This is a genomic window from Mycolicibacterium novocastrense (genome assembly GCF_001570485.1).
Lineage (GTDB): Bacteria > Actinomycetota > Actinomycetes > Mycobacteriales > Mycobacteriaceae > Mycobacterium > Mycobacterium novocastrense.
This window is the reverse complement of sequence record NZ_BCTA01000011.1, coordinates 1-13,793: the sequence shown is the minus strand read 5'-3', so window position 1 is coordinate 13,793 and position 13,793 is coordinate 1. Positions and strand designations below refer to the sequence as shown.

General features: G+C 66.7%; 14 protein-coding genes and 1 pseudogene. 14 read left to right on the top strand and 1 reads right to left on the bottom strand.

Translation table 11 applies throughout. The annotated features are described in order from the left end of the window. Positions 1–6: 6 nt before the first annotated feature. Positions 7–1,221 carry an acyl-CoA dehydrogenase family protein gene (locus tag RMCN_RS02930; protein WP_067387151.1) on the top strand — a complete coding sequence of 405 codons (1,215 nt, stop codon included), beginning with the start codon at positions 7–9 and terminating at the stop codon, positions 1,219–1,221. A gap of 308 nt (positions 1,222–1,529) precedes the next feature. Here RMCN_RS02930 and RMCN_RS02920 read toward each other — a convergent pair whose 3' ends face one another. After that, positions 1,530–2,507: an esterase family protein gene (locus RMCN_RS02920; protein ID WP_064412595.1), complete on the bottom strand. Its 978-nt coding sequence runs from the start codon at positions 2,505–2,507 to the stop codon at positions 1,530–1,532. A 311-nt stretch (positions 2,508–2,818) separates the two neighbouring features. Here RMCN_RS02920 and RMCN_RS02915 point away from each other — a divergent pair, with 311 nt between their 5' ends. The 13 genes and pseudogenes from RMCN_RS02915 to RMCN_RS02855 all read left to right on the top strand — a co-directional run. Continuing rightward, a complete protein-coding gene (locus RMCN_RS02915) occupies positions 2,819–3,376 on the top strand; it encodes a TetR/AcrR family transcriptional regulator (RefSeq protein ID WP_067387148.1) in 558 nt (185 codons plus the stop codon). A 139-nt stretch (positions 3,377–3,515) separates the two neighbouring features. Then, positions 3,516–4,679 carry an acyl-CoA dehydrogenase family protein gene (locus RMCN_RS02910; RefSeq protein WP_067387146.1) on the top strand — a complete coding sequence of 388 codons (1,164 nt, stop codon included), beginning with the start codon at positions 3,516–3,518 and terminating at the stop codon, positions 4,677–4,679. Positions 4,680–4,694: 15 nt separating this feature from the next. After that, the gene (locus tag RMCN_RS02905) at positions 4,695–5,084 is read left to right on the top strand and encodes a nitroreductase/quinone reductase family protein (protein WP_064345935.1); all 390 of its coding nucleotides are present in this window, start codon (positions 4,695–4,697) and stop codon (positions 5,082–5,084) included. Positions 5,085–5,170: 86 nt separating this feature from the next. Then, complete coding sequence (locus RMCN_RS02900; RefSeq protein ID WP_067387331.1) at positions 5,171–6,265, top strand: homogentisate 1,2-dioxygenase; 1,095 nt, start codon at positions 5,171–5,173, stop codon at positions 6,263–6,265. 8 nt (positions 6,266–6,273) lie between these two features. Beyond that, positions 6,274–7,443, top strand: a complete 1,170-nt coding sequence (locus RMCN_RS02895) for an alpha/beta hydrolase family protein (protein WP_201028788.1) — start codon at positions 6,274–6,276, stop codon at positions 7,441–7,443. Continuing rightward, positions 7,440–8,645, top strand: coding sequence for a CaiB/BaiF CoA transferase family protein (locus RMCN_RS02890; protein WP_067387142.1), 1,206 nt, complete (start codon positions 7,440–7,442; stop codon positions 8,643–8,645). Before RMCN_RS02895 ends, RMCN_RS02890 begins: the two co-directional genes overlap by 4 nt. Next, entirely contained in the window at positions 8,642–9,556 is a 915-nt protein-coding gene (locus tag RMCN_RS02885) for a hydroxymethylglutaryl-CoA lyase (RefSeq protein ID WP_064412590.1), read from the top strand. The genes RMCN_RS02890 and RMCN_RS02885 overlap by 4 nt, the downstream gene beginning before the upstream one ends. Before the next feature lie 6 nt (positions 9,557–9,562). Then, positions 9,563–10,183 (top strand): TetR/AcrR family transcriptional regulator, encoded by a 621-nt coding sequence (locus RMCN_RS02880; RefSeq protein ID WP_064412589.1) that lies wholly within the window; start codon positions 9,563–9,565, stop codon positions 10,181–10,183. Positions 10,184–10,203: 20 nt separating this feature from the next. Further along, positions 10,204–11,442: an acyl-CoA dehydrogenase family protein gene (locus RMCN_RS02875; protein ID WP_067387139.1), complete on the top strand. Its 1,239-nt coding sequence runs from the start codon at positions 10,204–10,206 to the stop codon at positions 11,440–11,442. Then, the gene (locus RMCN_RS02870) at positions 11,439–12,410 is read left to right on the top strand and encodes a phosphotransferase family protein (protein WP_067387137.1); all 972 of its coding nucleotides are present in this window, start codon (positions 11,439–11,441) and stop codon (positions 12,408–12,410) included. Before RMCN_RS02875 ends, RMCN_RS02870 begins: the two co-directional genes overlap by 4 nt. Further along, the gene (locus RMCN_RS02865; protein WP_067387135.1) at positions 12,407–12,748 is read left to right on the top strand and encodes a DUF6285 domain-containing protein; all 342 of its coding nucleotides are present in this window, start codon (positions 12,407–12,409) and stop codon (positions 12,746–12,748) included. Before RMCN_RS02870 ends, RMCN_RS02865 begins: the two co-directional genes overlap by 4 nt. A gap of 278 nt (positions 12,749–13,026) precedes the next feature. After that, positions 13,027–13,269 carry a hypothetical protein gene (locus tag RMCN_RS31335; protein WP_234787546.1) on the top strand — a complete coding sequence of 81 codons (243 nt, stop codon included), beginning with the start codon at positions 13,027–13,029 and terminating at the stop codon, positions 13,267–13,269. A gap of 155 nt (positions 13,270–13,424) precedes the next feature. Continuing rightward, a pseudogene (locus RMCN_RS02855) lies at positions 13,425–13,793 on the top strand (hypothetical protein); the annotation flags it as partial.

The following is a 13,793-nucleotide window of genomic DNA, read 5'->3' as shown; positions in this document are numbered from 1 at the left end:
GCAATCATGGCAATCAATCTGGAGCTGCCGCGCAAGCTCGAAGCGGTTATCGAGAAGGCTCATCAGGGGGCAGCGGAGATGTTGCGCCCGGTCTCGCGCAAGTGGGATCTGCGCGAGCACGAGTACCCGGTGGAGCTGGACACCCTGGCCACCCTCTTCGAGGGCATCCAGGACGCGAAGGCTTTTGCGTTCGCAGGCGCCGAGGCGTTCGCGGGCGGTGACGAGCCCAGGGACGCCAACCACAACGGCGCGAACATGTCAGCGGTGCTCAACGTGATGGAGATCAGTTGGGGCGACGTGGCTTTGATGCTGTCGGTGCCGCGCCAGGGGCTCGGCAACGCGGCGATCTCCAGCGTGGCCACGCCCGAACAGCTCGAGCGACTCGGCAAGGACGTGTGGGCTGCGATGGCGATCACCGAGCCCGGCTTCGGCTCGGATTCGGCGGCGGTGTCGACGACGGCCAGGCTTGACGGCGACGAGTACGTGATCAACGGCGAGAAGATCTTCGTCACGGCCGGCTCCCGGGCCACCCACATCGTGGTATGGGCGACGCTGGACAAGTCGCTGGGCCGCGCGGCCATCAAGTCGTTCATCGTTCCGCGCGAGCATCCCGGTGTGACGGTCGAGCGCCTCGAGGACAAGCTCGGCATCAAGGCCTCCGACACCGCGGTGATCCGGTTCGACAATGCCCGCATCCCCAAAGAGAACCTGTTGGGCAGCCCGGAGATTCACGTCGAGAAGGGTTTTGCCGGGGTCATGGAGACCTTCGACAACACCCGGCCCGTCGTCGCCGCGATGGCTGTGGGCATCGCCCGCGCCGCTCTCGAGGAGGTGCGCAAGATCCTCACCGAGGCCGGCATCGAGATCTCCTACGACAAACCTTCGCACGCGCAGAGCGCACCCGCGGCGGAGTTCCTGCGGATGGAATCCGATTGGGAGGCGGCCTATCTGCTGATGGTCCGCTCGGCGTGGCAGGCCGACAACGACATTCCGAACTCCAAGGAAGCGTCGATGGGCAAGGCGAAGGCCGGTCGCGTGGCCAGCGACATCACCCTGAAGGCGGTCGAACTGGCCGGCACCGTCGGGTACTCGGAGGTCACGCTGCTGGAGAAGTGGGCGCGCGACAGCAAGATCCTCGATATCTTCGAGGGCACCCAACAGATTCAGCTGCTGGTGGTGGCGCGCCGCCTGCTCGGCTTGTCCTCGGCCGAGCTCAAGTAGCGCCGGGCCGCGTTCGGTGCCGTTTGTGAATCTGACGACGAAAATCGCAGGAAAGCGTCGCTGAGTGCACAATCGGCGGATCTAGAAGCCGTCGTGCACGACCACCCGGGTGCGGCCGGTCACGCCGATGATCGTGCGCAAGGTGTGCGGCGCCTCGATCACCGTGACGATCACCGTGACGTTCTTGGCGATGTGCGACCAAGACGTTGACTGCGCTCATGTCGCCCCTTGTTCACCTGCGCCCACGCGCCAGCTGGGAACGCAAGAGTCCCCGGACGCGTGTCGCGTCCGGGGACTCCTGACGTGCCTTACGAACCGAGATGCGAGATCAGGTCAGGCTTCATCTCCTGCAACTGCGCACCCCAGTACTCCCAGCTGTGCGTGCCGTACGGCGGGAAGTTGAACACGCCGTTCGTGCCGCCGGCAGCGATGTAGTTGTCGCGGAACGTGATGTTCGTGCGGATCGTCAGGCCCTCGAGAAACTCGGCGGGCAGGTTCGCGCCACCGAGCTCGTTGGGCGTGCCGTTACCGCAGTAGATCCAGATCCGGGTGCCGTTGGCAACGATCTGCGGGATCTGCACCATCGGGTCGTTGCGCTTCCACGCGCTGTTCGGGTCCTCGGTCCTGCCCCACATGTCGTTGGCGTCGAAACCGCCCGCGTCACCCATGGCCATGTTGATCAGGAACGGCCACTGGCCCTCGGACGGGTTGAGGAACGCCGACAGTGCTCCGGCGTAGATGAACTGGTCGGGGTGGAACACCGACAGGATCAGCGCGGAGTTGCCGGACATCGACAGGCCGACCGCGGCGTTGCCCGTGGTCGACACGCCCCTGTTGGCGGAGAGCCACTGCGGCAGCTCGCTGGTCAGGAACGTCTCCCACTTGTAGGTCTGGCAACCCGCCTTACCGCACGCGGGCGCATACCAGTCCGTGTAGAAGCTGGACTGACCGCCGACCGGCAGGACCAGCGAGAGCGGGGTTTCGAAGAACCACTCGAACGCCTGGGTCTCCAGGTCCCACCCGTTGTAGTCGTCGCGAGCACGCAGTCCGTCGAGCAGGTACACCGCCTTGGAGCCGGTGCCCTTCTGGAACTGCACCTTGATGTCGCGTCCCATCGACGGGGACGGCACCATCAGGTACTCGACCGGCAGGCCGGGCCGGGAGAACGCCCCAGCGGTGGCTGACTGGCCGGCCAGGCTCACGAATCCCGGTAGCAGGGCCGCCGCGATGGCCGCCACCGCGAAGCGCCGCGCCCATGGGCCGCGAATCTTGTCAATCAAGCTCATACTGCAAGTCCATCCATCTTCCGGTTTGCCACTTTGGAGGCCGTTCCGTCTGCGATCGAGCGATCGCCATCGACACCGCAGCAAGGTGTGCACTGCGCTGTCATGCCCGCTCGACTGAGCCCGGGGCCCGTCGAGCGGACCGAGAAAATTTCAGTTGTCGCGTGTGCAGTAAAACACGATGATCAGCGCAGGAGAAACCCAGGGCCGTGTCGCGCGCCGGATTTTCCAAGCAAATCACCACTGACGGGACCGTCGAAAAAGCCCTCGACCGGGCATCGGTGTGCTGATTGCGGCACCCGTAGGCTGCGGTCATGGCACCGGCCCGTACGCCGCGACTGTCGGTCGACGACTGGATTCAGGCCGGATACGAAATTCTCGCTGAGCAGGGCATCAAGGCGCTCAAGCTGGACGCCCTGTGCGAGCGCGTCGGCGCCACCAAGGGCAGCTTCTACTGGCACTTCCCCGATATGGCCGGTTATCGATCCGCGCTGGTTCGGGCGTGGGGTGAGGTGCGCGACGACGATCGGCGGCATTTCGCGGCGCTGAGCGACCTGCCGCCGCGGGAGCGGCTCTCGAGAATGATGGGTGCGCTGGTGGACGCCCGGCACCGCACGCTGGAGCGGGCGATGCGGGAGTGGGCGCGCACCGACGAGGAGGTCGCCGCGGGGGTGCGGGCGTCGGACCGGCGGGTCCTCGAGGCCGTGCGCCAGGCGTTCATCGAGGACGGCTTCGATCCCGAGGAGGCCGATCTGCGTGCGAACGCCACCTTCGCAGCCGGGATCGGCTTCTTACATCTGTCGGGCGCGAAAGCCAGCACGAAGGCCGCGGCGCGGCGGGAGCGGTTCCTCGACATCATGCTCGCGCGGTAGTTCGCGGCTTCTCGGCGCGGACGAGTGTCCGCTTGGGGTCGGAATCCGGCGGCGAGTCGGGTACAGACACGGTCGCTCGGCGTTCAATGGTCCGGCCGACGAGGGCTACCATACAAAAAAGTATGGTAGCGTCCAGGCCATGACGGCCGCTCCGGCTCTCCCCCTTGTCGACGCCGATTTCGTCGGCCGGCTCGCCGAACGGGCACCGGAGGCCGAGCGGCTGCGCCGGTTGCCGGAGGCGACGGTCGATGAACTGACCGCGTCGGGCCTCACCGACCTGCTGGTGCCCGCGCGGTACGGCGGCATGCAGGCACCGCTGCCGGCGATCCTCGATCCGGTCCGGCGGATGGCACACGGCTGCCCGTCGAGCGCATGGACCATCGGCTTCTACGTCCTGCACAACTGGATCCTGGCGTTGTTCGACGAGCGGGCCCAGGAAGAGGCATTCGCGACGCGCCCGTTTCTCGCCCCCGCTCCCCTGGCTCCGACGGGTCGAGGGCTGCCCGTGGACGGCGGGATACGGCTGAGCGGCCGCTGGTCGTGGGCCACCGGGGTGATGCACGGGAACTGGATCATGGTGGGTGCGCTCTGCGGCCCCGACGACGCGATCTTCCCGGCGCTCGCGCTGCTGCCCATCGAGGACGTCGCGATCGAGGATGTGTGGCACACCGACGGTATGCGCGCCACCGGCTCCAACGATGTCGTGATCGACGATGCGTTCGTCCCGGAACATCGCTTGGTCCGCGTCGTCGACATCTACACCGGTACCGCGCCCGGCGCGGCGCTACACGACGCCGACACCTACCGCTGGCCGATGGTGCCCGCCCTGGCGCTGTTGGCGGCGATGCCGGCGCTGGGTGGCGCCGAACGTGTCGCCGAGATCTACGCCGAGCGCCTGTCGGAACGGGTGCTGGCCTACGAGGGCGTCATGCAGAAGGACAAGCCGATCGCGCAGGCCCGCCTCGGAGAGGCCGAGGTGCGCCTGCGGGCGCTGCGCAGTCTGTTGGCCGACACCGTCGGCGAGATCGAGAGCATCGTCGCCGCCGGCGATCCCGTGCCGAGGCCGGTGCGCGGAGCGGCCCGGATGGCCGCGGCGCACATCGTCCACGAGTCGCGCCACGTGATCGGGCTGTTGCTCGAGGCGTCAGGTGCCAGCGCGCATTTCGTCGACAATCCGCTGCAACGGATCAAGCGCGACGTCGACGTCGTGGCCGGACATGTGGTCTTCGACTACGACACCAGTCGCGAACTGGCCGGAGCGCTGAGACTGGGTATGAAGGTGTCGCGAACCGCGATGGTGTGAAACGAAGGGGGAACCATGGCCGAGGACTTGCGCGATCAGGTCACCAAGATGTTTCAGAAGAACGTCATGAACCCGATGATGCGGCTCCTGCCGTTCCAGACATTGCTGGAGACGACGGGGCGCAAGAGCGGCCAACCCCGCCGCACTCCACTAGGCGGGCGGCGCGTGGGCAACGAGTTCTGGTTCGTCTCCGAGTTCGGCGAGAACTCGCAGTACGTGAAGAACATCCAGGCCGACCCCGCGGTCAGAGTTCGATTGAACGGCAAGTGGCACAAGGGAACCGCGCACATCGTCGCCGACGACGACGCGCGTGAGCGGTTGCGCAAGCTGCCACAGTTCAACAGCTTCGGCGTGCGGACCTTCGGCACGAACCTGCTCACCATTCGGGTCGATCTCGAGGATTGACTCGCGTCGTAAGTAAAACTAAAGTCAGTTTTAGTTCTGGGTCGTGGTGTTCCGCGGCCCCGCCGTCATCGTCGATGGAGCGAATCATGGAATCGTTTGTCCACCTGCGCAAAGGCCGCACCCCCAAGCGCTTGCACGCCGACCTCGACGGCCTCAAGGACGATGAACTCGGCCGCGGCGGATTCGTCGGCCGCACCGCCAACATCTACCGCCGCCACGACCCCACCGCCTACCGGGCGTCGGGACCGCTGCGGCCCGTCGACGTGATGACCAGCGAGCTCAAACCCAGCGACGCCACCGATGCCGCGGGCACGCCGCTGCTGTTGTTCAGCAACCCGGACTGCCGGATCTCGCTGAGCCGGCGCAGCGAGGAGATGCCGTTCTTCGTGCGGCACGTCGACGGGGACCTGCTGTCGTTCGTGCACCGGGGTTCTGGTCGGCTCGAGACGGAGTTCGGACCGCTGCGTTACCGGGAGGGCGACTGGGTCTACGTGCCGAAGGCGACGACGTGGCGTCAGATTCCCGACGACGAGACCACGCTGCTGATGATCGAGGCCACCGCCGAGTTCCGCGTGCCGCCGCCGGGGCCGCTCGGCAGGCACTTCCCGTTCGATCCGTCGCAGGTCACCGTGCCCGAACCGCAGCCCATCGACGATGACGGCAGAACCGAATACGAAGTCCGCCTCATCCATGACGGCGGCCCGACATCGCTGTTCTACCAACACAACCCGATTGACGTCGAAGGATGGCGCGGCGACAACTTCCCGTTCACCTTCAACATCGCCGACTACAACGTCATCGCCAGCGAGAGCGTGCACCTGCCGCCGACCGTGCACCTGTTCATGCAGGCGACGGGTGTGGCGGTGATGAACTTCCTGCCCCGGCCGGCCGAGAGCGTTCCCGGTACCGAGCGTCCGCCGTGGTACCACCGCAACGTCGACTACGACGAGGTCTCCTTCTTCCACGGCGGCGACCTCTTCGGCATCCCGATGCCACCCGGCTTGGTCAGCCACGCCCCCCAGGGGGTACACCACGGCGCACCGGAGAAGGCCCGCGAGCGCGCGCGGCGCAAGTTCGACGAACAGGATCGCGTCGGTTGGTACGTCATCTCCGTCGACACGACTCGGCGGCTGACCCCGTCGGCCGAGGTGCTGGCCAACGATCTGGGGCAGCACGCGTGACGACGGCCGTGAAACACGAGTACGACCGCGTTCCGTATCTCGTTGCCTACCAGAACACTTCGGGTGTGCGCGACGTGTACGGCGGGGTGGCCGAGCTGGTGGTGCTCGAAAGTCACCTGCTGCGGCCCAAGGACAAACCCTCCGATACCGTGCTGGTGTTCATGCACCCGATCGGCGGCGGTGCCTACTTGCCGATGATGAACGGGTTGGCCCGGGCGGGACACCACGTCATCTACTGCAACAGCCGATTCCGCGGCACCGACTCGGCGCTGTTGATGGAGAAGGTCGTCGAGGACCTCGGCGAATGCATCAAGGACGCCAAGAACCGCTTGGGCTATTCGAAGGTGGTGCTGGCCGGGTGGAGCGGCGGCGGTTCGCTGTCGGTGTTCTACCAGCAGCAGGCCCAGCACCCCACGATCACCGCAAGCCCGTCGGGCGACGGGCCGGACCTGACCAAGCTCGGCCTCGTGCCCGCCGACGGGTTGATGCTGCTGGCCGCCCACATCAGCCGCCACGGCACCCTGACCGAGTGGCTCGACGCGTCGATCCTCGACGAGGCCGATCCGACCAGGCGCGATCCGGAACTGGATCTGTACAACCCGGACAACCCCAACCAGCCGCCTTACTCACAGGAGTTCCTCGACCGCTACCGGAAAGCACAAATCGACCGCAACCGGCGAATCACCAAGTGGGTCAAGGACAAACTCACCGAACTCAAAGCCGCGGGCCGGCCGGATGACGAGTTTGCGTTCGTCGTGCACGGCACCATGGCCGACCCCCGCTGGCTGGACCCCGCCGTCGACCCCAACGAACGCACCCCGGGAACGTGCTACCTGGGTGACCCCCAGGTGGTGAACAACAGCCCGGTCGGGCTCGCGCGGTTCTGCACACTGCGCAGCTGGCTGTCGCAATGGAGCTACGACGACGCCAACGGCGACGCGGTGGCGTGCGGTCCGGACATCGCGGTGCCGACCCTGGTGATCGGCAACCTCGCCGACGACGCATGCACACCGAGCCACACCCGCAGGCTCTACGAGGCGATCGGGCATCATGACAAGGAGATGCACGAGATCCCGGGCGCGAACCACTATTACGCGGGCGCCGACCAGCGCGACAAGCTGCGCGAAGCGGTCGGCGTCGTCACCGACTGGCTGCGCAGGCACGGCTTCTCGCAATGAGCGTCACCGGTCCGCTGGACGGCATCCGCGTCATCGAGGTCGGCACGCTGATCTCGGGGCCGTTCGCCGGACGCCTGCTCGGCGACATGGGCGCAGAGGTGATCAAGATCGAGCCGCCGGGCGCCCCGGATCCCCTGCGCACGTGGGGTCAGGCCGAGCTCGACGGCCATCACTTCTTCTGGACCGTGCACGCGCGCAACAAGAAAGCCGTGACGCTGAACCTGCGGACCGACGGTGGCCGCGCCCTGTTCCTCGACCTCGTCGAGCGCTCCGACATCATCGTCGAGAACTTCCGGCCGGGCACGCTGGAAAAGTGGAACCTGGGCTACGACGTGCTGCGCGAACGCAATCGCGGGATCATCCTCGTGCGCGTCTCCGGTTACGGGCAGACCGGCCCCGAGGCGCACAAGGCGGGCTATGCCTCGGTCGCCGAGGCCGCCAGCGGCCTGCGGCACATGAACGGCTTCCCCGGCGGCCCGCCGCCCCGACTGGCGCTGTCGCTGGGCGACAGCCTCGCGGGCATGTTCGCCGCACAGGGCGCATTGGCCGCGCTGTATCGCCGCGCGGTGACCGGGGACGGTCAGGTCGTCGACGCGGCGCTCACCGAGGCCTGCCTGGCGGTCCAGGAATCCACCATCCCCGACTACGACGTCGGTGGCGTGGTGCGCGGTCCGTCGGGCACGCGGCTGGAGGGCATCGCCCCGTCGAACATCTACCGCAGCGCCGACGGCAGCTGGGTGGTGATCGCGGCCAACCAGGACACCGTCTTCCGTCGACTGTGTGAAGCGATGGGCCGCCCCGAACTGGCCACCGACGACCGGTTCGCCAACCACGTGGCCCGTGGACGCAATCAGGACGAACTGGACAAGATCATCGGTGACTGGGCCGCAGAACGCCAACCCGCCGACATCATCGAAACCCTCAGTGCCGCAGGTGTGATCGCCGGACCGATCAATACCGTCGCCGAGGTCGTCGAGGATCCGCAGCTGCGGTCGCGCGGAATGCTGGTCGAGCACTGGGACGAGCGGGTCGGACGGTCCGTGCTGGGTCCCGGTGTCGTGCCGGTGCTCTCGGAGACGCCCGGGACCGTGCGCTACGCCGGGCCGGCCGCACCCGGCCAACACAACGACGAGATCTACTGCGGCCTGCTCGGCAAGAGTCCCGCCGAACTCGACGCGCTCAGGGCGGAGGGAGTGCTGTGAACGAACTACCCGAACACGTGCAGATACGGGACGTTTCGCTGCGTGACGGCCTGCAGATCGAGGACCCGATTCCGTTGTCGGCCAAGCTCGAATTGCTGGCCGCCGTCGCCGCCACCGGGGTGCGCGAGATGGAGGCGACGGCATTCGTCTCGCCGTCGAAGGTGCCCGCCCTGGCCGACGCCGCCGATCTCGCCGCGCATCTGCAGGAGTACCGCAATTCGCACGGCATCGAATTCTCCGCGCTGGTGGCCAGCCCGAACGGCGCCAAACGCGCAATCGCGGCGGGGTTGTCGTCGATCGAATACGTGGTGTCGGCCGCCGACGGCCACAGCCGCGCCAACGTGGGCCGCACGTCGGCAGAGTCGACAGCGTTGATTCCGGAGATCATCGCGATCGCTCACGACAGCGGGGCCAGCGTCGAGGTCATCGTGGCGACCACGTGGGACTGTCCGTTCGACGGGCCCACCCCGCATCAGCGGGTCGTCGACGTGATGACGACGGCGTTGTCGAGCGAGGTTGACCGGTTGGCGATCGCCGACACCATCGGCACCGCCACCCCGCGGCGGGTGACCGAGACGATCGAGGCGTTGCGCCCGATGGTCGGCGAGATCCCGCTCGGCGCACACTTTCACAACACCCGCGGCGCCGGGCTGGCCAGCGCCTATGCGGCGGTCACGGCGGGCATCACCCGGCTGGACGCGTCGGTGGGCGGGCTCGGCGGTTGCCCGTTCGCACCCGGCGCGAGCGGCAACATCGCCACCGAGGATCTGGTGTATCTGTTGCGCGACAGCGGAATCGGTGTCGACGTGGACCTGGACGCCGCGATCGAAGCGGCGGGTGTGGCGCAACGCCTGGTCGGACACGATCTCCCGAGTTCGCTGCTGCGCGCCGGCGACCGCATTCTGAACTGAGCACACGTGCCCACCGGACCGTCGGCAACACTGAGCGCCAAGGGCCGCCAGACCCGCGAGGCCATCGAGAAGGCCGCGCGGAAACTGTTCGCCGAACGGGGTTTTCACGGTACGACGCTCGGTGACATCACATCGGCGGCCGGTAAGTCCCCCGCTTCCTTCTACCGCTACTTCACCGACAAGGAAGACCTGTTGGCGGTGCTCGCGCAGTCGTTTCTGCGCGAGGTGGTGGCACCGTCCGGCGGGGCGCTCGACCTACCGGAATCACCGGAGGACGACGCGTTCTTCCGCAGCGTGGTCACCGGCTACTGGAACATGTTCAAACAGAACATCGGGATCATGATCGCGATGGCGCAACTGGCCGCGACCCAACCCCGGTTCGCCGCGGTGCAGAACGAGTTTCGCCGGCTGGGAATGGACGTCGTCGCCGCGTCGGTGCGCCGGGCACAGGAGCAGGGCTACGGCGCCGAACTCAATCCCGAGCACACCGCAGCGGCCATCGCGCTGCTGTTCGAGAACTTCACCACCGTCTTCGTCGGAACATCGGGCCTCGGCATCGAGCTGACCGACGAGGATGCGATCGCGACGCTGTCGAGGATCTGGAAGAAGACGCTGTACGGTTTCTGAACCCCGGAAAGGAAATCAACGTGGATTTCGCTCTGCCCGACCATCTGCCCCAACTCCTCGCCGACATGGACGCCTTCATCGAGGCCGAGATCAAGCCGCTGGAACGCGAGAACATCCAGTACTTCGACAAGCGTCGCGAACATGCCCGCACGGACTGGGACAACGACGGAATCCCCCGCCGGGAATGGGAGGATTTGCTCGACGAGATGCGCAGGCGCGCGGACGCGGCGGGCTGGCTGCGCTACGGGCTGCCGTCGCGGTTCGGTGGCCGCGACGGAAGCAACATCGACATGGCCGTCATCCGCGAACATCTCGCGCACAAAGGCCTTGGGCTGCACAACGACCTGCAGAACGAGTCGTCGATCGTCGGCAACTTCCCGCAGGTCATCATGATGGACCGGTTCGGCACCGACGTGCAGAAAGCCGAGTGGACCGAGGCGTTGATCACCGGGAAACGGTCGATGGCCTTCGGCCTCACCGAGCCCGCACACGGGTCGGACGCCACCTGGATGGAGACCACCGCGGTGCGCGACGGCGACGAGTGGGTCATCAACGGCGCCAAGAGGTTCAACACCGGAGTGCACCGCGCCACCCACGATCTGGTGTTTGCCCGCACTTCCGGAGAAGCCGGGCAGGCCCGCGGCATCACCGCGTTCCTGGTGCCCACCGATGCCCCCGGATTCACCGTGCCCTACTACTGGTGGTCGTTCAACATGCCGACCGACCACGGCGAGGTCGAGTTGAAGGACGTCCGGGTGCCCGAAGATGCGGTGCTCGGTGAGATCGACCGCGGCCTGGAGGTGGGCCAGACGTTCCTGCACGAGAACAGGATTCGGCAGGCGGCCAGCAGTCTTGGCGCCGCGCAGTACTGCATCGACCGCGCCGTGCAGTACGCGGGAGACCGCAAGGTCTTCGGCAAGCCGCTGGCGGTGAACCAGGCCGTGCAGTGGCCGCTGGTGGAGTTGCAGACCGAAGCGCAGATGGTGCGGCTGCTCGTGTATTACGCGGCAACGGAGTTGGACCGCAACCACCACATGGAGGTCTCGGACAAGGTGTCGATGGCCAACTACCGTGCCAACCGGCTGGTCTGTGATGCCGCCGACCGCGCGATGCAGGTGTTCGGCGGCGTCGGCTACAGCAGGCATGAACCGTTCGAACACATCTACCGCCATCACCGGCGGTACCGGATCACCGAGGGAGCCGAGGAGATTCAGATCCGGCGGGTGGCACAGCGGCTGTTCGGGTTCGGCAAGCGTTGAGCCGCGAACTCGCCGACGCTCTCACCGGCGTCCTCGCCCCGGTGCTCGGCGAGGGCGTCGCCGTCGAGAATCTGCACGCGCTGACCGGCGGGGCGAGCCGCACGACGTGGGCGTTCGACGCGGTCACTGACACGCGTCGCGCCCTGATTCTGCGCACGGGCCCGCCCGACGACGTCCACGCGAGCATGGAACTGGAAGCCGCCGTTCAGCAACGGGCGGCCGTCGCGGGGGCTCCGGTGCCCCACATCCTCACCGCCGACAACTCCCCTGCCGCACTGGGCAATCCGTACCTGATCTGCGACGCCATCGGCGGTGAGACGATCGTGCGCAGGATCTATCGCTCACTCGACGATCCCGGCCGCGAACGGTTGCTCGTGCAGTGCGCCCAGGCGCTTGCCGCCATCCACCGCGCCGACCATCAGGGCATCGACGTGCCGCCGTCGGACCAGCTGTCCGAATGGCGGGTTCGGCTCGACGAAATGGGCGACACCACAGCGACGTTCGAGTGGGCGTTCCGCTGGCTCGAAGGCAATCGCCCGCCTCCCTCGCCGCAGGTGCTGGTGCACGGTGACTTCCGGATGGGCAACCTGATCGTCGACGACACCGGGCTGGCGGCAGTGCTGGACTGGGAGCTCGTGCACATCGGGGAGGTCTATGAGGATCTGGCCTGGTTCTGCATCCGGGCATGGCGTTTCGGCGCGCCGGAGGATCACGGTGCCGGCGGTTTGGGCAGCGTCGAGGACTTCCTGGTCGCCTATGAATCGGCCGCGGGCGTGACGCTGGACCGGGAGGCGTTCCGGTGGTGGTTGACCGTGGCCACCCTGCGGTGGGGCGTCATCTGCAGGTATCAGGCCGAACGTCACCTGTCGGGGCAGACGGAGTCGGTGGAGCTGGCCGCGATCGGTCGGCGCGTCAGCGAAACCGAGTGGGACGTGTTGGATCTGCTCGAAGGAGGGGGACCGCGATGAGCTGGCTGTACGGCCGACCGACGGCGGCTGAACTCGTCGCCGCCGTCGCCGGCTTCCTCGAGAAGGACGTCCGCAACGCCACCGGATCCGCCGATGCGGGCCAGGTCAACTTCCACGCCCGCGTCGCGGCCAATGTGTTGCGCATCGTCGAACGCGAACTACTCGACACGTCTTCCGGTGAGGTCACCGAAGCCCTGCGCGGAATCGGTTACCGCGACGAACCGGAACTGGCCGCGGGGATCCGCTCGGGCGAGCTCGACGACCGCGCCGCAGAGTTGTTGCCGGTGCTGCGGACAGTCGTGCGGCACCGCCTCGACGTCAACCACCCCGGCTACTGATGCGATTTGTGAGTGAAAACGATCGCTGAGCCCTCTTTGCCACGCTCGTTGTGAGTCAATGTGGTCCAGTGTGAAGAGGTTGGGTTATGTCGATCAGTCCGGGGTTCTCATCCGGCGAGATTCGTGAGCTCGTCGTGGAGTATCAGCTAGTTCCTTATGGGCAGAAGGGGCCGTTCCTTGCTGCTCGGGGGGTGTCGAACCACCAGTTCTGACGGTGGCAGGCGGCGGTGTTCGCCGGTGACCTCGACCGCGCCCTGATTCCCAGGGAAGGTGGTCTTATGACAGTTCCCGCGCCGCAACGCAGGGCGTTGGCCAAGGCGGATGCGGCCAAGCAGGATCGCGATGAGGCCGAACTGGCTCATCTGCGAGAGCGAGTACGCGAGCTCGAGGCCACCAACGAGGCGTTGGGAAAAGCTATCGGGCTCTTGCACGCGATGAACGCACAAGAGCCCGATGCAGCCCCGCCGACGAGCGATCCCGACGATTCCTCGACCTCGAGAACGAACTCGTCGCCGAGTTGAGCGTGGCGATCGGGTCGCAACGCCGGGCGCTGGCGATGATCGATCTGTCGCGCTCGACGTGGCATTACCGGTTCAACCCGCGTGCGAGGGTGCTCGACCCGGTGCCACACAAGGACCGGGCCTACCCGTCGCGTGTCAGTGAGTCTGATCGAGCGGTGATCAAAGAGCAGATCATCGCCGGTTGGCTGGCGGGCACCTCGGTGGACCACTCGTTCGCTGCGGCCTGGGATGAGGGTGTGATGCTGGCTTCGCGGCGTTCCTGGTGGCGGATTGCCTCGGGGATTGTCGATCAAAGTGCGCGACCGGCTGCGCCGACCCGCTCGACGAGCACGACGCCAAGGTCGGCGCCCGTACTCAAAGCTACTGGTCCACAACAGATTTGGAGTTGGGACATTACTGACCTACGCAGCCCGTGGCGCGGCGTGGCATTTAAGGCGTACTCGGTCATCGACATCTTCTCCCGCAAGATCGTGGGCTGGCGTGTCGAGCAACGTGAGTGCGACGACCTCGCCGTGGAAATGTTT

Excerpts from the sequence above, each read along its gene's own strand:
- RMCN_RS02905 (WP_064345935.1), top strand. The coding sequence starts at position 4,695 with ATGGCCGAGGACTTGCGCGATCAGGTCACCAAGATGTTTCAGAAGAAC.
- RMCN_RS02910 (WP_067387146.1), top strand. The coding sequence starts at position 3,516 with ATGACGGCCGCTCCGGCTCTCCCCCTTGTCGACGCCGATTTCGTCGGC.
- RMCN_RS02915 (WP_067387148.1), top strand. The coding sequence starts at position 2,819 with ATGGCACCGGCCCGTACGCCGCGACTGTCGGTCGACGACTGGATTCAG.
- RMCN_RS02920 (WP_064412595.1), bottom strand. The coding sequence starts at position 2,507 with ATGAGCTTGATTGACAAGATTCGCGGCCCATGGGCGCGGCGCTTCGCG.
- RMCN_RS02890 (WP_067387142.1), top strand. The coding sequence starts at position 7,440 with ATGAGCGTCACCGGTCCGCTGGACGGCATCCGCGTCATCGAGGTCGGC.
- RMCN_RS31335 (WP_234787546.1), top strand. The coding sequence starts at position 13,027 with ATGACAGTTCCCGCGCCGCAACGCAGGGCGTTGGCCAAGGCGGATGCG.
- RMCN_RS02930 (WP_067387151.1), top strand. The coding sequence starts at position 7 with ATGGCAATCAATCTGGAGCTGCCGCGCAAGCTCGAAGCGGTTATCGAG.
- RMCN_RS02865 (WP_067387135.1), top strand. The coding sequence starts at position 12,407 with ATGAGCTGGCTGTACGGCCGACCGACGGCGGCTGAACTCGTCGCCGCC.
- RMCN_RS02900 (WP_067387331.1), top strand. The coding sequence starts at position 5,171 with ATGGAATCGTTTGTCCACCTGCGCAAAGGCCGCACCCCCAAGCGCTTG.